We start from the raw sequence: 24131 nt of genomic DNA, 5'->3' as shown, positions 1-24131 counted from the left end.
TACATTTAACCATACAACCAGACAGCTTCAATCAGCTGGCTGATCGACCGTCTGGCGCCGTGCCAGAAAAGGGGCATTGCCAAGACCGTTTCACTGTATATAATCCCAGTCACTGTATAAAAAGACAGAGCGATCATTATGCTAAAGCTGACGCCACGCCAAGCAGAGATTCTGGCCTTCATCAAACGCTGCCTAGAAGACAACGGCTACCCGCCAACCCGTGCGGAAATCGCTCAGGAACTGGGTTTCAAATCGCCAAACGCGGCAGAAGAGCACCTCAAGGCGCTTGCCCGCAAAGGCGCAATCGAAATGACGCCTGGTGCTTCCCGCGGGATTCGCATTCCCGGGTTCGAGGCCAAGGCCGACGACTCCAGCCTGCCGATCATCGGCCGCGTGGCCGCTGGCGCACCGATCCTCGCTCAGCAACACGTCGAGGAATCCTGCAACATCAATCCTTCGTTCTTCCATCCCCGCGCCGACTACCTGTTGCGAGTTCATGGCATGAGCATGAAAGACGTGGGTATTTTCGACGGCGACCTGCTGGCCGTGCACACCACCCGTGAAGCCCGTAACGGCCAGATCGTGGTCGCACGGATCGGCGACGAAGTGACCGTCAAGCGTTTCAAGCGCGATGGCAGCAAAGTCTGGCTGATCGCCGAAAACCCTGAATTCGCCCCAATCGAAGTGAACCTTAAAGATCAGGAACTGGTGATCGAAGGCTTGAGTGTCGGCGTCATTCGCCGCTAAAGGAGGCTTTATGCAGTTCCCACATACATCACAGCAAGCCCAACTGCCGTTGTTCGAAGCGTTCATGGCGCAGCCATTGGCGCCGATTCTGAAGGAAGTGGTCGAGTCGCCATGGAGCGCCGAACCCGAGGTCTTCAGTGAGTTGTCTCTGCGTGGTGCAGCCGGGAATTGCCTGAACCTTCTGGCGCCAATCCTCAGGGAGTTGAGCCAGGATCAGGATGCGCGCTGGCTGACGCTGATCGCCCCGCCTGCCAGCCTGACCCAGGCTTGGCTGCGGGACGCCGGCCTTAACCGCGAACGTATTCTGCTGCTGCAACCGCGCGGCACCCAGAGCGCTCAACAACTGGCCTGCGAAGCCCTACGCCTGGGTCGCAGCCATACAGTTGTCAGTTGGCTCAATACGCTGACCGCCAACTCGCGACAACAGTTGATCAGCGCTGCCCGGACCGGGGACGCTCAAAGCCTGAACATTCGACTGGGTTAACTGATAAACATGACGCGCCTTGAATGGCGCGAGGCTTCTCCAGGGACAGAGAAGCCGATCTGTAAGTACATCCTGAAAAACCGACGGGCGGGATCAATGAAGGACCCGCGGCCCCTCTTCCTTGTCGAGTTCGCCTTCAACCAGCCGCCCGGCCATCTGAACACCGACGCTCAGCATCGCCTTGGCGACTTCCACGTGCTGGCCTTGCAGGAACGCTTTTGCGTCCTCGGAGAAATCCAAAGTAACCAGAGAACCCTCGTCCTCAGCCCTGCGAAGCTCAATACGGCCGTCTGGTAACTCGACAATTTCTAGAAAGGACGTTGGCATAAAGGTCTGTTCTCCACGAAAGGCGGGGATTATATAGGCATCGGTCAGGCTTCGCTCGGGATCTTGACCAGATGCCATCGCAAAAGCGTTTCTGTCAGCACTCATTCAAACCGTCACGAAACCGAATTGCCAACCCTTTCAGGTTCTGACGCCAGCTTTCCAGTTCTTCGCGGTTCAACTCGTCCGGCGCCTCTTCCTCGTCCAGGTTCACCGCGAGAATCAGCGGCTGCGTCACATCCCCTTTCGGCTTGTGCGGCGCCCGCGGAGGCTGAAACAGTGCTTGATGGGCCGCCAGCAACTTGGCCAGCCAGGTTTGCGGGTTGTTCGCCAGCTCGATCATCTCGGCCAGCTCAGGAATAGCAATGGTGTCCAGGACTTCGCGAGTCAGCAACGATTCGGCCCGAGACGCATTGGCCTGAGGCAAACGGTAGAAACCGGCGATCTCGTGACACAAACCCAGCAGCGCACCGTACAGGTGAAACAGCGCCGACTCACGACCGGCCTGAATCAGCGCGAGAGAGTTCATCGCCCGCCCCTCTTCGGCCCTGGCGAGCGCCTCCAGAGACAGTCCGGCGAAATAAATCTTTTGATTGGTACGGGTATAGAGCTCATTGGCCATGACGGCAGTCTCCACAACGAAATAATTGCTTCAGGCAGGTCATGCAGGAGCGAGCTCGCGATGGACGCCAACGATGACGCGGGCCTTCAGAATGCCCGCGCTGCTCTCACGCTCATCGCGAGCGAGTTCGTTCCTGCAATGTCTTGCGATTTTATGCCTTCGCAGCCGGTCGCTTGTCCTCGACCTTCCACTTGCCACCGTCGTAGAACGCTTTCCAGCCAGTTGGCTTGCCGTCGACCTCTGTCTGCACATATTGCTCTTTGGTCTTGCGGCTGTAACGAATCACTGCCGGGAGGCCGTCCGGATCCTTCTTCGGCGCTTCGCAGAGGAAGTGATACTTCGGATCGATCTCATCCTTGTGCGGCAAGATTTCCATGACCAGTGGCGCACGAGTTTCACGGTTTTTCGGGAACTGACTGGCCGCCAGGAACAGACCGGACGCACCGTCGCGCAGGATGTAGGTGTCGTTGACCTTTTCGCATTTCAGCTCAGGCATCTTCACCGGATCCATCTTCGGCGGCGCCGCATCACCACTTTTCAGCAGTTTGCGAGTGTTCTTGCACGTCGAGTTGGTGCAACCGAAGAACTTGCCGAAACGGCCGGTCTTGAGCTGCATCTCGCTGCCGCACTTGTCGCACTCCAGGCTCGGACCTTCGTAGCCCTTGATGCGGTAGGTGCCCTCTTCGATTTCGTAGCCCGCGCAATCCGGGTTGTTACCGCAGATGTGCAGCTTGCGCTTCTCGTCGAGCAGATAAGCGTCCATCGCCGTGCTGCAGATTGGGCAACGATGCTTGCCGCGCAACACCAGGGACTCCGACTCACCCTCGTCGTCCGCGGCGATTTCATCGCCGGGAACCAGGTTGACGGTGGCCTTGCAGCGCTCTTTCGGTGGCAGGCTGTAGCCCGAGCAACCGAGGAACACACCGGTCGATGCAGTACGAATCTGCATCGGGCGACCGCAGGTCGTGCACGGAATATCGGTCATCACCGGCTGGTTGGCCCGCATGCCGTTTTCCGGGCTTTCGGCCAATTCGAGTTTTTTCTTGAAGTCGCCGTAAAACTCGTCGAGCACGTTTTTCCAGTCGCGTTCGCCCTGGGCCACGTCATCGAGGTTCTCTTCCATGCCGGCAGTGAAACCGTAGTCCATCAGGTTGGAGAAGCTTTCGGCCAGACGTTCGGTGACGATGTCACCCATCTTTTCCGAATAGAAACGACGGTTGTGCAGCGCCACGTACCCGCGGTCCTGAATGGTCGAAATGATCGCCGCATAGGTCGAAGGACGACCGATGCCGCGTTTTTCCATTTCCTTTACCAGGCTGGCTTCCGAATAACGCGCCGGCGGTTTGGTGAAGTGCTGGGTCGGATCAAGCTTGATCAGCTTCATCGCGTCGCCCTGGCCCATGTCCGGCAGTACGTCATCATCGCCCGGCTTGGCGATTTGCGGCATGACGCGGGTGTAACCGTCGAACTTGAGGATACGACCCTTGGCGCGCAACTCGAAGTCACCGGCACCGACGGTGACCGTGGTCGACAGGTATTGGGCCGGCAGCATCTGACAAGCCAGGAACTGGCGCCAGATCAGCTCGTAGAGGCGCTCGGCGTCACGTTCCATGCCCGAGAGCTTGCTTGGCTCGGTGTTGGCGTCGGACGGACGAATCGCTTCGTGAGCCTCTTGTGCGCCTTCCTTGCTGCTATAGACGTTCGGCGTTTCCGGCAGGTACTTCTTGCCGAACTCGCCTTCAATATAAGTACGCGCCATCGCCACGGCGTCAGCCGAGAGGTTGGTGGAGTCGGTACGCATATAAGTGATGTAGCCGGCTTCATACAGACGCTGGGCCATCATCATGGTTTTCTTCACACCGAAGCCCAGGCGGTTGCTCGCGGCCTGCTGCAGGGTGGAGGTGATGAACGGAGCCGACGGCTTGCTGCTGGTCGGCTTGTCTTCGCGCTTGACGATGCTGTAGCTGGAAGCCTTGAGCTTCTCCAGAGCGGCCATGGCCTGGGCTTCGTTGAGCGGCTTGAAGGCTTCGCCCTTCTCGCGGGCGACATCGAAACGCACGGTTGCACCCTTGGCGGTGCCGAGGTCAGCGTGAACTTCCCAATATTCTTCCGGGATGAACGCGCGGATCTCACGCTCACGCTCGACCACCAGTTTCACGGCAACCGACTGCACACGACCGGCGGACAGGCCACGGGCAATCTTGGCCCACAGCAGTGGCGACACCATGTAGCCCACGACGCGGTCGAGGAAACGACGCGCCTGCTGGGCATTCACGCGATCGATGTCCAGTTCGCCCGGCTGGGAGAAAGCTTCCTGAATCGCCTTCTTGGTAATTTCGTTGAACACCACGCGCTTGTAGCGGCTGTCGTCACCACCGATGGCTTCGCGCAGGTGCCAGGCAATGGCTTCCCCCTCGCGATCCAAGTCGGTTGCGAGATAGATGGTGTCAGCATCCTTGGCGAGCCGGCGCAGCTCTTCGATGACCTTTTCCTTGCCTGGGAGGATCTCGTACTTGGCTTTCCAGCCATGATCGGGATCGACCCCCATGCGAGCGACCAGCTGCTTGCGCGCCTTTTCTTTCGGCGACAGTGCCGGCGCTTCACCCGCAGCGGCCTTGCCGCGCTTGGCGGCTGGCTCTTTGCTGGCGCTAGCCGAACCGCTGGTGGGCAGGTCTCGGATATGGCCGATACTCGACTTCACCACGTATTGGTTACCCAGATACTTGTTGATGGTCTTGGCCTTAGCCGGGGATTCCACAATGACCAGCGATTTGCCCATGGATCAGAAAATTCCTGAATTCTAGAAGTGAAAGGCGTTGGCGCCTGACGCGGCACCGCTATATATAGTGGCTACAAGGTGAGGTCAAGCGCAGGGTTTTGCGCGCACTCAGCTTATGGCTTGGAAAAAACACTCGGTTCGGCTTGCACCAAAGCAAAGCGTGGCACCTGCTCGCCGTCAACTTCGACCGACTCCAGGAACATGCTCAAGGGACGCACCCAAAAGCCGTAATCGCCATACAGGGCTTGGTAGAAGACCACTTCTTCTTCGGTTTCCGAGTGCCGTGCAACACTGAATACACGGTACTGCGGACCTTTGTAATGTTGGTAGAGCCCAGGTTGTATCGGCATGCTTCGGCCCTCACTCAAATCATTTCAAAATAAAAATAAAAATAAACCCGAAAAAACAAAAAACCGGGGCACTTGGCCCCGGCTTCCGTCAGCGAGACGCTTAAACGCGTTCAAAGACGGTGGAGATGCCTTGGCCGAGACCAATGCACATGGTCGCTACCCCGAAGGTGCCGCCATTTTGCTTCATTACATTGAGCAAAGTGCCGGAGATACGCGCACCGGAACAACCGAACGGGTGACCCAGGGCGATCGCGCCGCCGTGCAGGTTAACCTTCTCGTTCATCTTGTCGAGCACTTTCAGATCTTTCAACACGGGCAAGGCCTGTGCGGCGAAAGCTTCGTTGAGCTCGAAGAAGTCGATATCGTTGATGCCGAGGCCCGCGCGCTTCAGTGCTTTCTGTGTGGCCGGTACTGGACCATAGCCCATGATCGCCGGATCCACACCTGCCACTGCCATCGAGCGAATCACCGCCATAGGCTGGATACCCAGATCCTGTGCGCGCTGCGCCGACATCACGATCATGCACGAAGCACCATCAGTGATCTGCGACGAAGTACCCGCCGTCACGGTACCGCCCTTTGGATTGAAGGCCGGCTTGAGGGCCGCCAGGCTTTCCAGGGTAGTTTCCGGACGAATGGTTTCGTCGTAGTCGAACAGTTTCAGGAAACCGTTCTCGTCGTAGCCCTGCATCGGGATGATTTCGTCTTTGAACTTGCCTTCCACGGTCGCCTTATGGGCGAGTTGGTGGGAACGCATGCCGAAAGCATCCTGCTGCTCGCGAGTGATGCCGTGCATTTTGCCCAGCATTTCAGCGGTCAGGCCCATCATGCCCGAGGCTTTCGCCGCGTACAGGGACATGTGCGGGTTCGGATCGACACCGTGCATCATGCTCACGTGACCCATATGCTCGACGCCGCCAACGACGAACACGTCACCATTACCGGTCATGATCGCTTGCGCGGCAGTGTGCAGCGCGCTCATCGACGAGCCGCACAGACGGCTGACGGTCTGGCCAGCCGAGGTGTGCGGGATCTGGGTCATCAGCGACGCCATGCGGGCGATGTTCCAGCCCTGTTCCAGGGTCTGGTTCACACAGCCCCAGATCACGTCTTCGACTTCGTTCGGGTCGACCTTGACGTTGCGTTCCAGCAGTTTGCTGATCAGGTGCGCCGACATGTCTTCGGCGCGGGTGTTACGGTGCATGCCGCCCTTGGAGCGGCCCATCGGAGTACGACCGAAGTCGACAATCACGACGTCTCTAGGATTCAAGCTCATAAGTTCACTCTCACTCTAGTTGGGGGCGCTTAACCGAAAAAGCTCTGGCCGTTTTTGGCCATTTCGCGCAGCTTCGCGGTCGGGTGGTACAGCGCGCCCAAATCAGCGTACTGGTCAGCCAGGGCAACGAACGCTGCAACACCGATCGAATCGATATAGCGCAGCGCACCGCCACGGAATGGAGGGAAACCAATACCGTAGACCAGACCCATGTCGGCTTCGGCAGCGGTTTCGACGATGCCGTCTTCCAGGCAACGCACAGTTTCCAGGCACAGCGGGATCATCATCCAGTTGATGATGTCTTCGTCGGTGACTTCGCGCTGTTCGAACACGATTGGCTTGAGCACTTCCAGGACCGACGGATCGGCGACCTTCTTCTGCTTGCCCTTCTTGTCGGTCTCGTAGGCGTAGAAGCCCTTGCCGTTCTTCTGGCCCAGGCGCTTGGCTTCGTAAAGCACGTCAACGGCCGAACGACGGTCGTCTTTCATGCGGTCCGGGAAACCTTCAGCCATCACATCACGGCCGTGGTGGCCGGTGTCGATGCCGACGACGTCCATCAGGTAGGCCGGGCCCATAGGCCAGCCGAACTTTTCCATGACCTTGTCGATACGGACGAAGTCCACACCGGCGCTGACCAACTTGGCGAAACCGCCAAAGTACGGGAACAGGACACGGTTGACCAGGAAGCCTGGGCAGTCGTTGACCACGATCGGGTTCTTGCCCATTTTCTTGGCGTAGGCAACGGTGGTGGCAACGGCCAGCTCGCTGGACTTCTCGCCACGGATCACTTCGACCAGCGGCATCATGTGCACCGGGTTGAAGAAGTGCATGCCGACGAAGTTTTCCGGACGCTTGAGGGCCTTGGCCAACAGGCTGATGGAAATGGTCGAGGTGTTCGAGGCGAGGATGGTGTCCTCTTTGACCTGGTCTTCGACTTCAGCCAGAACGGCTTGCTTGACCTTCGGGTTCTCGACGACCGCTTCAACCACCAGGTCAACGTGACCGAAGTCACCGTAAGACAGGGTCGGACGAATGCCGTTGAGCACTTCAGCCATTTTCGCGGCGGTCATGCGGCCTTTCTCAACGCGGCCAACCAGCAGCTTGGCGGCTTCGGCCAGCCCCTGCTCGATACCGTGCTCGTTGATGTCCTTCATCAGGATAGGCGTGCCTTTGGACGCCGACTGATAGGCGATACCGCCACCCATGATGCCGGCGCCGAGTACGGCAGCCTGCTTCACGTCCTTGGCGATTTCGTCGTAGGCCTTGGCCTTTTTCTTCAGCTCCTGATCGTTCAGGAACAGGCCGATCAAGCTCTGCGCAGCAGAGGTCTTGGCCAGCTTCACGAAACCGGCCGCTTCGACTTCCAGAGCCTTGTCGCGACCGAAGTTCGCGGCTTTCTGGATGGTCTTGATCGCTTCGACCGGCGCCGGGTAGTTCGGGCCAGCCTGGCCGGCCACGAAACCTTTGGCGGTTTCGAAAGCCATCATTTGCTCGATCGCGTTCAGCTTCAGTTTTTCCAGCTTCGGCTGGCGCTTGGCCTTGTAATCGAACTCGCCGGAAATGGCGCGCTTGATCAGTTCCAGCGCAGCTTCCTGCAATTTTTCAGGCGCCACCACGGCATCGACGGCGCCAACTTTCAGCGCGTCTTCCGGACGGTTTTCCTTGCCGGCGGCGATCCACTCGATGGCGTTGTCGGCACCGATCAGGCGCGGCAGGCGAACGGTACCGCCGAAGCCCGGGTAGATGCCCAGCTTGACTTCAGGCAAACCGATCTTGGCCTTGGTGGACATGACACGGTAGTCCGCTGCCAGGCACATTTCCAGACCGCCACCCAGAGCGATGCCGTTGATCGCGGCGACGGTCGGGACGTTGAGGTCTTCGAAATCGCTGAAAATCTTGTTGGCTTCGAGGTTGCCAGCAACAAGCTCTGCATCCGGCAGCTTGAAGTTGTCGACAAATTCGGTGATGTCGGCGCCGACGATGAAGACGTCCTTGCCACTGCTGACGATCACACCCTTGATCGAAGCATCTGCCTTGATGGTGTCTACGGCCTGACGCAGTTCGTTCAGGGTTAGACGGTTGAACTTGTTGACGGACTCACCCTTGAGGTCGAATTTCAGTTCGACGATGCCACTTTCAAGAGCCTTAACCGTGATGGCTTTACCTTCGTAAATCATCAACTGATCTCCACGATATGGAAGCTGAACAGTACACGTCGGACGCAGGCGAATGGCTCGGCAGGGACGTTAAACGTCGATGCTACGCCTATCCACCCGACACACCCGCCAACGCGATAGTCGGGATTCTGTAGGAGCGATCTGAAATACAAACGCTCAATTCATACGCCCGTTTGATTTGGGTACGTCACCTTCACGGAATTTCCGACAATTGTCAATCGCCCGAAACAGGGGGTTGAAACGCGACTTTCCGGTCATTTCCGTACTGCGAAGACCTTCAACACGCCGAAGCATGTGAAGTCATTCATAGGATCAATCATTAGAAAAGTCGCCCTAATTCGCGGCAGCCCGCGTTTAACGAGCTACGCTGGCGAGACTCAGGATAAAAATGTGAACGCTTTTGGCGAACGCCCAGCGTAAGATCAGCCCACACCGAATTTACCGGCCTGCCTGGCCAACCCGCCCGATGATGTTGTCGGGCTTTTTATTGCCTGCATAAAAAACTGTGGGAGCCGGGCTGCCAGCGATGAACCTGACACCCCGTGGCGCTCTCAGGTTCATCGCGAGCAGGCTCGCTCCTGCAGAGATTGTGTTTCAGGCCAGAGCTTTGAGGGTGGCATCGATTTGCTGCAATACCTCGGCTTCGCCCTTCTCGCCCCAATACAGGGCGATCATTTGTTTATCCGCCTCGACCTTGTAGACATTGTCTGGCAATTTTTCGAAATGATTGAGCAGTGACCGATCCTCACAGACTTCCTGCCACTGATTCACCCAGACACCCGGTGATTTCTGCCAGTAACTCCAGCACGCCGGTTTATTGCCACGCCGCGGCCTGTGGTACTGCGCACAAGGGTTGGGCGGCTCCTGGCCAAGCCAGTGCGGCCATTCCTGCGGCGCCAGTTGCATCGCCAACCCGATGCGTCGCGCATCCATGCGCAGGGCCATGCGGCCACTCTGGTGGCGAGACGGTCGCAACCATGCCAGCGGACTGAGTACCACCAGCAGGATTGACACCACTATCCAGACCGTCATATCTGTACTCCCGATTCTTGATGAGCGTATTCAGTCGCTTTGAAACCAATACGCTTGAAACCAGCCATACTTATCAATATTGCAACCCTCAGGAGAGCACCTCATGCCCTACCACCACATTCTGGTCGCTGTAGACCTAACCGAAGAGTGCGACCCTGTAATCCACCGTGCTCGCGAACTGGCAGTGAGCAATAGTGCGAAATTGTCCCTGGTGCACATTGTCGAGCCGATGGCCATGGCCTTTGGCGGTGACGTACCGATGGACCTGTCACAACTGCAACAACAGCAGTTCGATCAGGCCAAAGAGCGTCTTGACCGGTTGATCGTGAAATACCCGGAACTGTCCAGGGAGTACAGCCACCTGACCTACGGCCAGCCACGCCAGGAAATTCACCACCTGGCCAAGGAGCAAGGGTGCGACATCATCGTGGTCGGCAGTCACGGGCGACACGGCCTGGCACTGCTGCTGGGCTCAACCGCCAACGATGTACTGCACGGTGCGCCTTGCGATGTGCTGGCGGTGCGCCTGCAAAAAAGCTGACAACTCCCCCTGTAGGAGCAAGCTCGTTCCGACAGGATATTCAGCACGGCATATGAAAAGCCCGGCGTTCATGCGAATGAAGCCGGGCTTTTTCATTGCAGGATCAATCAGGCATCCAGCTCGGCCCAACGCTCGACCATCACGTCGAGTTCAGCCTGCAACTGCGCCAATTGAGCGATCACCGCAGCGGTTTCAGCGGCCGGACGCAGGTAGAAACCAGCATCAGCCATCTGCGCCTCGACGGTAGCGATCTGCTGCTCCATGGCTTCGATCTGCCCCGGCAAAGCTTCCAGCTCACGCTGCAATTTGTAGCTGAGCTTTTTCTTCGCCACCGGCGCTTCGACCGCCGCCGCGACAGGCGCAGGTTCGGCTTTGACGACGGCTGAGTTCAGGTCGGCCTTGCCGGACTTGCTCTCGGTCACGCCCAACAGGCGCGGCGAGCCGCCCTGACGCAGCCAGTCCTGATAACCACCGACGTATTCGCGAACCTTGCCCTCACCTTCGAAAACCAGGGTGCTGGTCACCACGTTATCGAGGAATGCCCGGTCGTGGCTGACCATCAGCACGGTGCCGTTGAAGGTCAGCAAGACCTCTTCCAGCAGTTCGAGGGTTTCGACGTCGAGGTCGTTGGTCGGCTCGTCGAGGACCAGCAGGTTCGCCGGCTTGCTGAACAGTTTGGCCAGCAGCAGACGGGCACGCTCACCACCGGACAGCGCCTTGACCGGCGTACGGGCACGCTGCGGGCTGAACAGGAAATCGCCGAGGTAGCTCAGGACATGGCGGCTCTGGCCGTCGATGTCGATGAAGTCGCGACCTTCCGCGACGTTATCGATCACGGTTTTTTCCAGGTCCAGTTGATGGCGCAACTGGTCGAAGTAGGCGACATCGATCTTCGTGCCTTCTTCCACCTTGCCGCTGGTGGGCTGCAAGCCGCTGAGCATCAGTTTCAGCAGCGTGGTCTTACCGGTACCGTTGGCACCCAGCAGACCGATGCGGTCGCCGCGTTGCAGCACCATCGAGAAATCCTTGATCAGGAACGGGCCGCCCGGGTGAGCGAAGCTCACATTTTCGAGGACCATCACCTGCTTGCCAGACTTGTCGGCCGTTTCCAACTGGATATTGGCCTTGCCGGTACGCTCACGACGTTCGCTGCGCTCGACACGCAACGCCTTCAGGGCGCGCACGCGACCTTCGTTACGGGTGCGACGAGCCTTGATGCCCTGGCGAATCCACACTTCTTCCTGAGCCAGACGCTTGTCGAACAGCGCGTTGGCGGTCGCCTCGGCGGCCAGCTCAGCCTCTTTGTGCACGAGGAAACTGGCGTAGTCGCCGTTCCAGTCGATCAAGCCACCGCGATCCAGCTCGAGGATTCGGGTCGCGAGGTTTTGCAGGAAGGAACGGTCGTGCGTGATGAAGAGCACGGCGCCCTGGAAGTCCTTGAGCGCTTCTTCGAGCCAGGCGATCGCACCGATGTCCAGGTGGTTGGTCGGTTCGTCGAGCAGCAGCAGGTCAGGTTCGGAAACCAGTGCCTGGGCCAGCAGCACGCGACGACGCCAGCCGCCGGACAACTCGGCGAGGGTCTTGTCGGCGGGCAATTGCAGGCGGCTGAGGGTGCTGTCGACCAGGGTCTGCAGACGCCAGCCGTCGCGGGCCTCGAGATCGTGCTGGACGTGCATCAGCTTGTCCAGGTCGGCGTCAGTGACGATGTTCTGGCTCAGGTGGTGATATTCGGCGAGCAATGCGCCCACGCCGTCCAGGCCTTCGGCCACCACGTCGAACACGGTCCGCTCGTCGGCTACCGGCAATTCTTGCGGCAATTCGCCGATCTTGAGCCCGGGTGCGCGCCAAACGGAGCCGTCATCGGGCTTCTGGTCGCCCTTGACGAGCTTCATCATGCTGGACTTGCCAGTGCCGTTGCGGCCGATGATGCACACCCGCTCTCCACGGGCGATCTGCCAGGACACCTTGTCCAACAACGGCATAGCGCCGAAAGCAAGGGACACATCGCTGAATTTGAGCAGGGTCATGAGCTTCTCCAAAAACCGGGCGCGCATTCTACCTGACTTGAGGCCTCAGAAGGCCGGCAATTTCACTGTCGAAGCACTCTGCACAACAAATGTTGCGAACTTATACAGACAGGTGGGCAAAGCTTTCGTCCCCTGCTGGCAAAAGGCTAAGCTACAGTTAATTAAGTGTTGGCATTGTCTGCACTTGTTCATGATTTCTCTGCCCGGATGTCCCATGCGCAGTCGCATTTTCAAGCTTTTTTCATGTCTTTTACTGTCTGCCGCTGCCGTTAACTCCGCCCAGGCGGTAGACCTGTCTACCCAGCGCCAATATTACGACGAAGCCAAACGTGCCCTGGCCAAGGGCGATAGCGGTCCTTATTTCCGCTACAGCCAGGCCCTCAGCGATTACCCGCTGGAACCCTACCTGGCCTATGACGAACTGACCGCGCGCCTGAAAACCGCGAGCAATGACGAAATTGAAAAATTCCTCGCCGAACATGGCGACCTGCCACAAGCCAACTGGATGAAATTGCGTTGGCTGCGCTGGATGGCCGATCGCGGCGATTGGCAGACGTTCGTCAAATATTACGACCCCAAGATGAACTTCACCGAACTGGACTGCCTGAATGCGCAGTATCAGATCAGCCATAACCTCAAGTCCGAAGGTTACGCCAACACCAACAAACTCTGGCTGACAGGCAAATCCCTGCCGGCCGCCTGCGACGCACTGTTCGGCATGTGGGCCGCCGAAGGTCAGTTGACCGAGCAAAAACGCTGGGAGCGCGCCAAGCTTGCCGCCCAGTCGCGCAACTACCCGCTGGCCAGCAGCCTGGCCAACGGCCTGACCACCCTCGCCCCTCGCGGTCGCTTGTTGATCGATGTGGCGCAAAAGCCCGAGCTGCTCAATCAGCCGTCGCGTTTCACGCCGGCCGACGAACCGATGTCGGACATTGTCAGCCTTGGCCTGCGCCGCCTCGCCCGCCAGGATCCGGACAAGGCCATGGATCTGCTCGATGGCTATGCCAGCAGCATGCACTTTTCCCGTGACGAAAAAGTGGCGATTGCCCGTGAAATCGGCCTGACACTCGCGCGCCGCTTCGACAGTCGCGCGCTGGACGTGATGACCAAGTACGACCCCGAACTGCGGGACAACACCGTTTCCGAATGGCGCTTGCGCCTGCTGCTGCGCCTGGCCCGCTGGGACGACGCCTATCAACTGACCCGTCGCCTGCCGCAAGACCTGGCCACCACCAACCGCTGGCGCTACTGGCAGGCCCGCAGCCTGGAACTGGCACAACCGCAGAACCCTGAAGCGCAGACGCTCTATAAAACCCTCGCCCGCGAACGCGACTTTTATGGATTCCTCGCCGCCGATCGTTCGCAGTCGCCCTATTCACTGGTCAACAAACCGCTGGTGCTGAGCCAGGCGACGATCAACAAAGTGCGCAACACCCCCGGTATTCGCCGAGCCCTGGAGTTTCATGCCCGCGGGCAGATTGTCGACGGTCGTCGCGAGTGGTACCACGTCAGCCGCCACTTCAGTCGCGAGGAAATGGTTGCCCAGGCCAAACTGGCCTATGACCTGAAATGGTATTTCCCGGCGATCCGTACAATCAGTCAGGCTCAGTATTGGGACGACCTGGACATACGCTTCCCGATGGCGCACCGCGAATCCCTGGTGCGTGAAGCCAGAAATCGTGGCCTGCATTCGAGCTGGGTATTCGCCATCACTCGCCAGGAAAGCGCCTTCATGGACGACGCGCGCTCCGGTGTCGGTGCGTCGGGCTTGATGCAACTGATGCCCGGCACCGCCAAGGAAACCGCGCGCAAGTTCAGCATTCCCTTTGCCTCGCCGCAGCAGTTGCTGGAGCCGGACAAGAACATCCAGCTCGGTGCCGCGTACCTGAGCCAGGTCCACAGTCAATTCAACGGCAACCGCGTCCTCGCCTCCGCCGCCTACAACGCCGGCCCCGGCCGTGTACGCCAGTGGCTGCGCGGCGCCGACCACCTGAGCTTCGACGTGTGGGTGGAAAGCATCCCCTTCGACGAAACCCGTCAGTATGTACAGAACGTGCTGTCTTATTCGGTGATCTACGGGCAGAAACTCAACTCACCGCAACCGTTGGTGGATTGGCACGAGCGGTACTTCGACGATCAATGATCGTGTGGGCGTCGACGTACTGACGAATGGCGAAACGCGGTGCACGTGAAGCACCGCTTTCGCTGGCAAGCCAGCCCCTAGAGCTCGACCAGTGCCTTGCCATCACTGAACTGCAACGCCGCCAGCCGCGCATACAACGCATTACTGGCAAGCAACTCCTGATGCGTGCCCACCGCGACCAGTTTCCCCTGATCCATCACAGCAATCCGGTCAGCGTTTTTCACCGTGGCCAGACGATGGGCGATGACCAGGGTGGTGCGATTTTTCATCAGCGTTGGCAGGGCTTGCTGGATCAGGTGTTCGCTTTGGGCATCGAGGGCGCTGGTAGCTTCGTCGAGCAGCAGGATTGGCGCGTCGACCAGCAGCGCGCGGGCAATCGCCAGGCGCTGGCGCTGGCCGCCGGACAATCCAAGGCCACCGTCCCCCAGGTGGGTCTGGTAACCCTGGGGCATGGCTTCGATAAAGTCGTGGGCATAGGCGACTTTCGCCGCCTCCTGAACCTCGCTCAGCGTTGCCGTCGGCTTCCCATAGCGGATGTTCTCTTCGATGCTGCCGAAAAACAGCGCCGGCGTTTGCGAGACGAGGGCAAAGCAACGACGCAGGTCCAGCGGATCGAGCCGGGTCAGCGGCACGCCATCGAGCAGGATGGAGCCTTCGGCGGGGTCGTAAAAGCGCAGCAGCAGGTCATATACCGTCGATTTACCAGCCCCGGATGGCCCGACCAGTGCCAGGGTTTCACCCGCGTTGATGGTCAGGTTCAGACCGTCGACGGCATAGCTTTCGGGACGCGAGGGGTAGGAAAACCGCACATCTCGCAGCACCAGATCCCCCCTCACCCGCTCCGGCAAGGTCACCCGATCGGTGCCGGGTGGCTGGATGATGTTTTCCGAACGCAGCAACTCGGCAATCCGCTCGGCTGCGCCCGCCGCGCGCTGCAACTCGCCAATCACTTCGCTCAGGGTGCCGAATGCACTGCCGACGATCAGGCTATAGAAGACAAACGCCGCCAGCTCGCCGGCAGAAATTCGCCCGGCAATGACGTCCATGCCTCCGACCCACAGCATGACGCCTACCGCGCCCAGCACCAACACGATCACCAATGTGATCAACCAGGCCCGCTGAAAAATACGCTTGCGTGCCGTGTCGAACGCTTCTTCCACGGTCAAGGCAAAACGTCGTTCGTCCTGAGACTGGTGGTTGTAGGCCTGCACGGTTTTGATCTGACCCAGGGTTTCCGAGACATAACTGCCGATATCGGCAATCCGGTCCTGACTCAAACGCGACAGGTTGCGCACCCGGCGACCGAAAATCAGGATCGGCGCGATCACCAGAGGCAAAGCGACGACGACGATACTGGTGAGTTTGGGGTTGGTCACAAACAACAGGACGATCCCGCCGATGACCATCAGCAGGTTGCGTAGAAAAAGGGACAAGGAAGAGCCGATTACCGATTGCAGCAACGTCGTATCGGCGGTCAACCGCGACTGGATTTCAGAGCTGCGGTTGTTTTCGTAGAACCCGGGATGCAGGTAAATCAAGTGGTTGAATACCTGACGGCGGATGTCGGCGACACAACGTTCGCCGATCCACGACACCAGATAAAAACGCGCAAAGGTCCCGACCGCCAGGCCGAACACCAGCAACATGAACAGGCCGATGGACTTATTGAGCAAGTGCGGTGATTGGGTCATGAAGCCCTGATCCACCAGCAGGCGAATGCCCTGTCCCATGGACAACGTGATACCCGCCGTGACGATCAACGCGAGCAAGGCACCGAACGCGTGCCAGCGATAAGGCGCGATGAAACGACTGGCCAGGCGAATCGCACGACGGTGACGAACAGAAAGCATTGGCATCATCCAGAACGGTTAATAAGGTCAGCCTAGTCCGGCCAAATGGGATGGAACCTGGTAAATCACAATGAGTCAGGTTAATTATGACCGCCGCTACTAGGCGCTAGACGCTATTGGTCTAAGGTTCGGGTGGCAACCTCGCGCCATTTCTGGTGGACTGGGCTTGCCGCCGCGTAAAGATCGCAGGGAGCTGTCACAGCCTGGTCACCTGGCGGTTCTACAGTAAGCACACACCTGAAGAGGAGACAGGCCATGTCCTTGCATAACAGCAGAAATGACAAGATTCAAGTAATCCGCACACAGCCAAACCAGTCTCTGGGTTGCTCGATAATCGATGCCGATGGCCGCGAAGTACCGATCACTGAAGACATGATCCAGGCCGCGTGCCGTGAGCTGGAAAAGCGATTGGTCAAGCCTGCCGAACAAAAGTGATATAGCCACCGTCTTCTTTGACCCGGCCCCTGTTGGCCGGGTTTTTTATGCGCTTTTTTGACAGTGCTGCTCCCCACGTAATCAATGCGACGCCAATGCAGCCGCATGCCCTGTGGGAACGTGGCTTGCCCTCGATCGGCCCTACACGGTTTTCAGAGGGCCGACGCGCCCAACGCCGCTACGATCTGCCGCAGCGCCGGCGAATCCCCTTCAATGCGCACTTTCAACCCATCAATCTCACGCCGCGATGGATAATTTTTGCGCAAAGCATCGAACGCCGCACGTTGCTCGCTCACGCTGCCTACAAGGCTGCGGCGGAAATCCGCGTCGTCACGGCGCGGGTCGTACACGCCGCGGCACAACATCGCCAGTGCCCAGGCCGGATCGCTTTCAGCACTCAGGGTCGCTTCGGACAACCACGGCGCCGGCAGCAAATCGCTCAGGCTGACCTCAGCCGATTGTCCGAGAAAATCGCAATACGCCTGGTAGATCTGCGCCGTTCCGCGCTGTTTGCCATCCAGGCTGTAGCCGGCAATGTGCGGCGTGGCCAGCACACAGAGTTCGGCCAGTGCCACATCGACCTCCGGCTCACCCTCCCAGACATCGAGTACCGCTTGCAGGTCTTCACGTTGCAACAGCACCTGGCGCAGGGCGCTGTTATCCACCACGGGACCACGACTGGCATTGATCAGCCAGGTGCCGGGCTTGAGTCGGTCCAGGTGCTTTTGATCGAACAAATGCCAGGTGGAATGAGCGCCCTGTTTGGTCAGCGGTGTGTGCAGGCTGATGACATCGCACTGTTCGATGATCTGCTCCAGACTGACGTAATCGCCCCCTTCGGCAGCGTGGCGCGGCGGATCGCAGACCAGTACCTTCCAGCCCAGCCCCTGCAGGACCTTGACCAAGCGTCCGCCCACTTCACCGGCGCCGACCACACCGTAAGTTCGCCGAGTCAGATCGACGCCTTCGATTTCAGCCAGGGTCAACAGACTGCCGAGCACGTAGTCGACCACGCCACGGGCATTGCAACCCGGCGCGCTGGACCAGGTGATCCCGGCTTGTTGAAAATAATCCAGATCCAGGTGATCGGTGCCAATGGTGCAGGTACCGACAAAACGCACCTTGCTGCCTTCGAGCAACGCGCGGTTGACGTTGGTCACCGAGCGCACCAGCAACACATCGGCCTGTTCGACGGTGGCACGGTCGATGGAACGCCCTGATACCCGGCGGATTTCACCGAAACTTGCAAAGAAAGCATCGAGCAGGGGGATATTTTCGTCGGCAACAATCAGCATGGCAGGCTCCTTAGGCGGATCGGCAGTGTAGGCGTAGAGGCGGGTGGTGAGCCAGCGTGCATTGTGCATCCTGGATATGAAGGACTGCATATTTCCTGTGGCGAGGGAGCATGAGGATTCATTCAAGCGGTCGATTACAAATCGCTAACACAGGTCTTTTCCTGACCGTTACGTCAACGCGTAGAATGCGCGCCTGCGCATCAATACCTTCTGGACGTTTTACCCTTGAATTCTGTGACCGACCGCTCCACCGCCACGCCCCTCAATCGCCCGGCCCGGGTTCGCCTCGAGCTGAAAAACCTGCTCGCCCTGGCGCTGCCGATCATGGTCGCGCAACTGGCGACCACGGCCATGGGGTTCGTCGATGCCGTGATGGCCGGGCGGGTCGGTCCGCGTGACCTGGCCGCCGTGGCCCTGGGTAATTCGATCTGGGTGCCGGTGTTCCTGCTGATGACCGGTACTTTGCTGGCCACCACGCCGAAAGTCGCCCAGCGTTTCGGCGCCGGCACCCACAGCGAAATCGGCCCGATCGTGCGTCAGGCGCTGTGGCTGGCGCTGGTGGTGGGGTTGATGGCGACCGGCATTCTGTTCAGTGCCGAACCGGTTTTGCGCGTCATGAAGGTCGACCCCGAACTGATTGGCCCGTGCATGCAGTATCTGCATGGCATCGCCAGCGGCTTGCCTGCCGTTGCCATTTACCATGTGCTGCGCTGTTTCAGCGATGGCCTGGGCCGTACCCGCCCGGCGATGGTGCTGGGTCTGTGCGGGCTGGCGCTGAATATTCCTCTGAACTACATCTTCATTTATGGCCACTTTGGTGTCCCCGCCATGGGCGGCGTCGGCTGCGGTTGGGCCACGGCGATCGTGATGTGGGTCATGGCGTTGGGCATGGCCGGTTGGGAGCGCTGGGCGCCGGCGTACCAGTCGAGTGAATTGTTCAGCCGTTTCGACTGGCCGCAATGGTCGGTGATCAAGCGCTTGCTGGGTATCGGCCTGCCTATCGGCATCGCGGTGTTCGCCGAGTCGAGTATCTTTGCCGTGATCGCGCTGCTGATCGGCAGCCTCGGCGCCACCGTGGTCGCCGGGCATCAGATCGCCCTGAACTTCAGCTCGCTGGTGTTCATGATCCCCTACTCCCTCGGCATGGCTGTGACGGTACGGGTCGGCCAGGCGCTGGGCCGTCAGGAGCCGCGCGAAGCACGCTTCGCCGCCGGGGTCGGCATGGGCACGGCCCTGGCTTACGCCTGCTTGTCGGCGAGCATGATGCTGTTGCTGCGCGAGCACATCGCAACGATCTACACCGCTGACCCGACGGTAGTCAAAGTCGCGGCGATGCTGATTGTCTACTCGGCACTGTTCCAGTTTTCCGATGCGATACAGGTCACGGCGGCCGGTGCGCTGCGCGGTTATCAGGACACCCGGGTAACGATGATCCTGACGCTGTTCGCGTATTGGGGCATTGGTTTGCCGGTGGGTTACGTCCTTGGCCTGACCGATTGGTTCGGCGCACCGAGTGGCCCGAGCGGGCTATGGCAGGGCTTGATCGTGGGCTTGAGCTGTGCGGCGCTGATGCTGTCGATCCGCCTGACACGCAGTGCGCGCAAGCGGATTCGCATGAGTCATTCGCTGGGTTGACCCAATGGTGCAGGAGCGAGCGTCGGTTATTCGGATTTTTTGCGGATCCAGTAGAGGTAAGTGCCTGCCTCTTCCTGCTGACCGACCAGTTCGTGATCGAGAAACACGCAGAATTTGGGGATGTCGCGCCGGGTCGACGGATCGGTGGCGATCACCTTCAGCAGACCGCCAGGCGCCAGGTCACGGATGTGCTGGTGCAACATCATCACCGGCTCCGGGCAGTTGAGGCCGGTGGCATCCAGGGTGCCGTCAACCGGCGTATCGATCATTTCACTCATGGCTTGCTCCTGAAACTGGCCGGCATTGTCGCGCAATGCCGGGTGTTCGGTCATCTGTGGCATTACGCCCGCTCCCACAGTTTTTAACTGCTCAGCGGGACTTCGGTTTCTTCACATCCAGCCGCCGCAAATGGCAGGTCACTTCCTCACGGTCGTGATACAGCTGTTTGCAGCCAATCTCGACCTTGATGCCCCGCGCCTTGAAGCCGTCGGCGATCCGCTCCAGCAGGCGCTTCACTTCGGCGTAACGCTGTTTCATCGGCAACTTGAGGTTGACCACGGCTTCGCGGCAATGCCCCTCGCCAATCCATTCTTCAAGCATCGCGGCGTTACGCGCCGGCTTCTCGACGATGTCGCACACCATCCAGTCCACCGGTTGCTTGGGCTTGAAGGTGAAGCCGTCGGCCATCAAATGTTGCACCAACCCGGTATCCATCAGGCTTTCGGCCATCGGGCCGTTGTCGATGGCGGTCACAAGCATGCCCCGATTGACCAGTTGCCAGGTCCAGCCACCGGGCGCAGCGCCCAGATCGACGCCGGTCATGTCGCCATGCAGGCGCTCGTCCCACTGGTCGCGCGGGATGAAATGGTGCCACGCCTCTTCCAGCTTCAGTGTCGAGCGGCTTGGCGCCTCGCGGGGGAACTTCAAACGTGGAATGCCCATCGGCCACATCGCCGAGTTGTCCGCCTCTGCCAGGCCCATGAACACTTCGCGGCCGCTTTTGAAGGTCAGCAACAAACGCGGCTTGTGGGCGTCTTCCACCAGTTTTCCGGCCGCCATCAGCGCCTTGCGCAGGTGGACTTCGAATTTCTTGCAGAAATTCGACAATTCCTTGCCATCGTTGGTGTCGACCATCTCCAGCCACAGGCTGCCGCACAGCGGAAAGTCGGCCATATGGGCAAGGATCACGCTGATGCGATCGGTTTCCGGCAAATCGATGAAGATCCCCCGGGCCCACTGGCGCGGGAAAATCAATTGATCGAAACGCTGACCGCGCATCAGCCGTTCGGCGCCGTCTTCTTCGGTGCAGACGAATTCGGCGCAGGCGCTGGCGGTCTTGGCCTTGGCATAACCGGCCACGTTCAGCCGCGCGGCGAGGTCGGAAATCTCGGAACAGACTTCGCCTTCGAAGCCCGGCCGGCAGTGCATAAAGAGGGTGTTCATTCTTACTCCTGGGCAGATGGCGAGACATTCAACCACTGCGCGATGCCCAGACTTGCGTTGAAGCAAAGCCTGTCACGAAAACCGGCGCATGATAACTGACTTCGGAACCTCGGACTTATCGATAGAGTCCAGTAATTAGCCAGCTACTCAAAACAGGGCTAGGTTTAATGCTCTGCCCGTCCCCTCCGTCCGTAGCCGTGCGGACTCAAAGGAGTGATTGCAATGCCCTCCCTCAATAGTTTGAACACCCTTAAAACCCTGCAAGTCGACGACAAGACCTATCACTATTTCAGCCTGCCGGATGCCGCCAGGAGCCTGGGCGATCTGGACAAGCTGCCGATGTCGTTGAAAGTGCTGCTGGAAAACCTGCTGCGCTGGGAAGACGAAAAAACCGTCACCGGCGCCGACCTCAAGGCGATTGCTGCCTGGCTCAAGGAACGCCGCTCCGACCGCGAAATCCAGTACCGCCCGGCGCGGGTGCTGATGCAAGACTTCACTGGCGTGCCCGCCGTGGTCGACTTGGCGGCCATGCGCGCGGCGATGGCCAAGGCTGGCGGTGACCCGCAACGAATCAATCCACTGTCGCCAGTAGACCTGGTGATCGACCACTCAGTGATGGTCGACAAATTCGCCAGCAGCAGCGCCTTCGAACAGAACGTCGACATCGAAATGCAGCGCAACGGCGAACGTTATGCCTTCCTGCGCTGGGGCCAGAGCGCCTTCGACAATTTCAGCGTGGTGCCGCCGGGCACCGGGATCTGCCACCAGGTGAACCTGGAGTACCTCGGTCGCACGGTCTGGACCAAGGACGAGGACGGACGCACCTACGCCTTCCCGGACACACTGGTGGGCACGGACTCCCACACCACCATGATCAACGGTCTGGGCGTGCTCGGCTGGGGCGTTGGCGGGATCGAAGCGGAAGCGGCGATGCTAGGCCAGCCGGTGTCGATGCTGATTCCCGAAGTAATCGGCTTCAAGCTCAGCGGCAAACTCAAGGAAGGCATCACCGCCACCGATCTGGTGCTGACGGTCACCCAGATGCTGCGCAAGAAAGGCGTGGTCGGCAAGTTCGTCGAATTCTATGGCGACGGGCTGGACGACCTGCCGTTGGCCGACCGCGCGACCATCGCCAACATGGCCCCGGAATACGGCGCCACCTGCGGTTTCTTCCCGGTGGACGAGGTGACGCTGGAGTACCTGCGCCTGTCCGGCCGCCCCCTCTCGACCGTCAAATTGGTCGAGGCCTACAGCAAGGCCCAGGGCCTGTGGCGCCTGCCGGGCAAAGAGCCCGTATTCACCGACAGCCTCGCGCTGGACATGGGCAGCGTCGAAGCCAGCCTCGCCGGGCCGAAGCGCCCGCAAGACCGCGTGTCGCTGCCGAACGTCGCGCAAGCGTTCAGCGATTTCCTCGGTGTCCAGCTCAAACCCACCAGCAAGGAAGAAGGCCGCCTCGAAAGCGAGGGCGGTGGCGGTGTGGCCGTGGGCAATGCGGACATGGCCGGCGAAGCGGACTATGAATACGAGGGCCAGACCCATCGGCTGAAAAACGGCGCGGTGGTGATTGCCGCGATCACCTCCTGCACCAACACCTCCAATCCGAGCGTAATGATGGCCGCCGGTCTGGTGGCGAAAAAAGCCGTGGAAAAAGGCCTGCAACGCAAACCCTGGGTGAAAAGCTCGCTGGCTCCTGGCTCGAAAGTGGTCACCGACTACTACAAGGCAGCCGGGCTCACGCAGTATCTGGATCAACTGGGTTTCGCCCTGGTCGGCTACGGCTGCACCACCTGCATCGGCAACTCCGGGCCGCTGTCGGAACCGATCGAAAAAGCCATCCAGCAGGCCGACCTTACCGTGGCCTCGGTGCTATCGGGCAACCGCAACTTTGAGGGCCGGGTGCATCCGCTGGTGAAAACCAACTGGCTGGCCTCCCCGCCGCTGGTGGTCGCTTATGCGTTGGCGGGCACGGTGCGCATCGACCTCAGCACCGAGCCGCTGGGTAAGGACCAGAACGGCAACCTGGTGTACCTGCGCGATATCTGGCCGAGCAGCAAGGAAATCGCCGAAGCCGTGGAGCAAGTCAACACCGCGATGTTCCACAAGGAGTACGCCGAAGTGTTTGCCGGCGACGAGCAGTGGCAAGCCATCGAAGTGCCGCAGGCCGCGACTTACGTCTGGCAGGCGGATTCGACCTACATCCAGCATCCACCGTTCTTCGATGACATCGGCGGGCCGCCCCCCGTGGTCAAGGACATTGCCGGCGCCCGCGTCCTCGCGCTGCTGGGCGATTCGGTGACCACCGACCACATCTCACCGGCCGGCAACATCAAGGCCGACAGCCCGGCGGGGCGCTATCTGCGCGAGAAAGGCGTGGAGCCACGGGACTTCAACTCCTACGGTTCGCGGCGCGGCAACCATGAAGTGATGATGCGCGGCACCTTCGCCAACATCCGCATTCGCAACGAAATGCTTGGCGGCGAAGAAGGTGGCAACACCCTCTATATACCGACTGGCGAGAAACTGGCGATCTACGACGCAGCCATGCGCTATCAAGCCTCGGGCACGCCGCTGGTGGTGATCGCCGGGCAAGAATACGGCACCGGGTCGAGCCGGGACTGGGCGGCCAAGGGCACTAATCTGCTGGGGGTCAAAGCGGTCATCGCCGAAAGCTTTGAGCGTATTCACCGCTCCAACCTGGTGGGAATGGGCGTGTTGCCGCTGCAATTCAAACTCGACCAGAACCGCAAGAGCCTGAACCTGACCGGCAAGGAAACCCTGGACATCCAAGGCCTGACCGGCGTTGAGCTGACGCCACGGATGAACCTGAACCTGGTCATCACCCGTGAAGACGGCAAGAGCGAGAAAATCGAGGTGCTGTGCCGAATCGATACGCTGAACGAAGTGGAATACTTCAAGTCGGGAGGGATCTTGCATTACGTGCTGCGGCAGTTGATTGCCTCATGACGGCGTA

Annotated in this window: 19 protein-coding genes; 7 read left to right on the top strand and 12 right to left on the bottom strand. The window is 59.6% G+C overall.

Annotation, left to right across the window (positions count from 1 at the left end):
• Window positions 1–138: 138 nt before the first annotated feature.
• Window positions 139–747 carry a transcriptional repressor LexA gene (lexA, locus tag ACX3YD_RS08565; RefSeq protein WP_047531364.1) on the top strand — a complete coding sequence of 203 codons (609 nt, stop codon included), beginning with the start codon at window positions 139–141 and terminating at the stop codon, window positions 745–747.
• Window positions 748–757: 10 nt separating this feature from the next.
• Window positions 758–1231, top strand: coding sequence for an SOS-induced cell division inhibitor SulA (gene sulA / locus ACX3YD_RS08560; RefSeq protein WP_047531365.1), 474 nt, complete (start codon window positions 758–760; stop codon window positions 1229–1231).
• Window positions 1232–1324: 93 nt separating this feature from the next.
• Here the strand turns inward: sulA and ACX3YD_RS08555 are convergent, their stop codons facing one another.
• The 7 genes from ACX3YD_RS08555 to ACX3YD_RS08525 form a co-directional block, all read right to left on the bottom strand.
• Window positions 1325–1558 carry a hypothetical protein gene (locus ACX3YD_RS08555; protein ID WP_047538925.1) on the bottom strand — a complete coding sequence of 78 codons (234 nt, stop codon included), beginning with the start codon at window positions 1556–1558 and terminating at the stop codon, window positions 1325–1327.
• 94 nt (window positions 1559–1652) lie between these two features.
• Window positions 1653–2177 carry a DUF6586 family protein gene (locus ACX3YD_RS08550; protein ID WP_047531367.1) on the bottom strand — a complete coding sequence of 175 codons (525 nt, stop codon included), beginning with the start codon at window positions 2175–2177 and terminating at the stop codon, window positions 1653–1655.
• Between the two features lie 151 nt (window positions 2178–2328).
• The gene (gene topA, locus ACX3YD_RS08545; protein WP_103402666.1) at window positions 2329–4956 is read right to left on the bottom strand and encodes a type I DNA topoisomerase; all 2628 of its coding nucleotides are present in this window, start codon (window positions 4954–4956) and stop codon (window positions 2329–2331) included.
• 113 nt (window positions 4957–5069) lie between these two features.
• A complete protein-coding gene (locus tag ACX3YD_RS08540; protein ID WP_034147901.1) occupies window positions 5070–5306 on the bottom strand; it encodes a DUF1653 domain-containing protein in 237 nt (78 codons plus the stop codon).
• Between the two features lie 100 nt (window positions 5307–5406).
• Window positions 5407–6582 (bottom strand): acetyl-CoA C-acyltransferase FadA, encoded by a 1176-nt coding sequence (fadA, locus tag ACX3YD_RS08535; protein ID WP_047531371.1) that lies wholly within the window; start codon window positions 6580–6582, stop codon window positions 5407–5409.
• A 29-nt stretch (window positions 6583–6611) separates the two neighbouring features.
• The gene (gene fadB / locus ACX3YD_RS08530) at window positions 6612–8759 is read right to left on the bottom strand and encodes a fatty acid oxidation complex subunit alpha FadB (protein WP_047531373.1); all 2148 of its coding nucleotides are present in this window, start codon (window positions 8757–8759) and stop codon (window positions 6612–6614) included.
• 594 nt (window positions 8760–9353) lie between these two features.
• The gene (locus ACX3YD_RS08525) at window positions 9354–9791 is read right to left on the bottom strand and encodes a hypothetical protein (RefSeq protein WP_458959661.1); all 438 of its coding nucleotides are present in this window, start codon (window positions 9789–9791) and stop codon (window positions 9354–9356) included.
• Between the two features lie 103 nt (window positions 9792–9894).
• Between ACX3YD_RS08525 and ACX3YD_RS08520 the strand changes: the two genes are divergently transcribed.
• Window positions 9895–10332, top strand: coding sequence for a universal stress protein (locus ACX3YD_RS08520; RefSeq protein ID WP_458959660.1), 438 nt, complete (start codon window positions 9895–9897; stop codon window positions 10330–10332).
• A 107-nt stretch (window positions 10333–10439) separates the two neighbouring features.
• On the opposite strand, the gene ACX3YD_RS08515 is transcribed toward ACX3YD_RS08520, so the two are convergent.
• Window positions 10440–12359: an ATP-binding cassette domain-containing protein gene (locus ACX3YD_RS08515; protein WP_458959659.1), complete on the bottom strand. Its 1920-nt coding sequence runs from the start codon at window positions 12357–12359 to the stop codon at window positions 10440–10442.
• Window positions 12360–12573: 214 nt separating this feature from the next.
• Between ACX3YD_RS08515 and ACX3YD_RS08510 the strand changes: the two genes are divergently transcribed.
• The gene (locus ACX3YD_RS08510) at window positions 12574–14502 is read left to right on the top strand and encodes a transglycosylase SLT domain-containing protein (protein WP_103402664.1); all 1929 of its coding nucleotides are present in this window, start codon (window positions 12574–12576) and stop codon (window positions 14500–14502) included.
• A 77-nt stretch (window positions 14503–14579) separates the two neighbouring features.
• Here ACX3YD_RS08510 and ACX3YD_RS08505 read toward each other — a convergent pair whose 3' ends face one another.
• On the bottom strand, window positions 14580–16361 hold the full coding sequence (locus ACX3YD_RS08505) for an ABC transporter transmembrane domain-containing protein (RefSeq protein ID WP_458959658.1): 1782 nt from the start codon (window positions 16359–16361) through the stop codon (window positions 14580–14582).
• Between the two features lie 246 nt (window positions 16362–16607).
• Here ACX3YD_RS08505 and ACX3YD_RS08500 point away from each other — a divergent pair, with 246 nt between their 5' ends.
• The gene (locus tag ACX3YD_RS08500; RefSeq protein ID WP_458959657.1) at window positions 16608–16787 is read left to right on the top strand and encodes a PA1571 family protein; all 180 of its coding nucleotides are present in this window, start codon (window positions 16608–16610) and stop codon (window positions 16785–16787) included.
• A gap of 152 nt (window positions 16788–16939) precedes the next feature.
• Here ACX3YD_RS08500 and pdxB read toward each other — a convergent pair whose 3' ends face one another.
• A complete protein-coding gene (gene pdxB / locus ACX3YD_RS08495) occupies window positions 16940–18082 on the bottom strand; it encodes a 4-phosphoerythronate dehydrogenase PdxB (RefSeq protein WP_458959656.1) in 1143 nt (380 codons plus the stop codon).
• A gap of 225 nt (window positions 18083–18307) precedes the next feature.
• Here pdxB and ACX3YD_RS08490 point away from each other — a divergent pair, with 225 nt between their 5' ends.
• The gene (locus ACX3YD_RS08490) at window positions 18308–19717 is read left to right on the top strand and encodes an MATE family efflux transporter (RefSeq protein WP_458959655.1); all 1410 of its coding nucleotides are present in this window, start codon (window positions 18308–18310) and stop codon (window positions 19715–19717) included.
• 26 nt (window positions 19718–19743) lie between these two features.
• Here ACX3YD_RS08490 and tusA read toward each other — a convergent pair whose 3' ends face one another.
• Both tusA and rlmM read right to left on the bottom strand, forming a co-directional pair.
• Window positions 19744–19995, bottom strand: a complete 252-nt coding sequence (gene tusA, locus ACX3YD_RS08485; protein WP_047531388.1) for a sulfurtransferase TusA — start codon at window positions 19993–19995, stop codon at window positions 19744–19746.
• A 91-nt stretch (window positions 19996–20086) separates the two neighbouring features.
• Window positions 20087–21160: a 23S rRNA (cytidine(2498)-2'-O)-methyltransferase RlmM gene (gene rlmM / locus ACX3YD_RS08480; RefSeq protein ID WP_458959654.1), complete on the bottom strand. Its 1074-nt coding sequence runs from the start codon at window positions 21158–21160 to the stop codon at window positions 20087–20089.
• Between the two features lie 222 nt (window positions 21161–21382).
• Here rlmM and acnA point away from each other — a divergent pair, with 222 nt between their 5' ends.
• A complete protein-coding gene (gene acnA, locus ACX3YD_RS08475) occupies window positions 21383–24124 on the top strand; it encodes an aconitate hydratase AcnA (protein WP_458959653.1) in 2742 nt (913 codons plus the stop codon).
• Window positions 24125–24131: the final 7 nt, after the last annotated feature.

It is taken from the genome of Pseudomonas fluorescens group sp. PF-1, from assembly GCF_054481335.1.
Note: the sequence above shows the minus strand (reverse complement) of the source record. Positions and strands in the feature narration are given on the sequence as shown.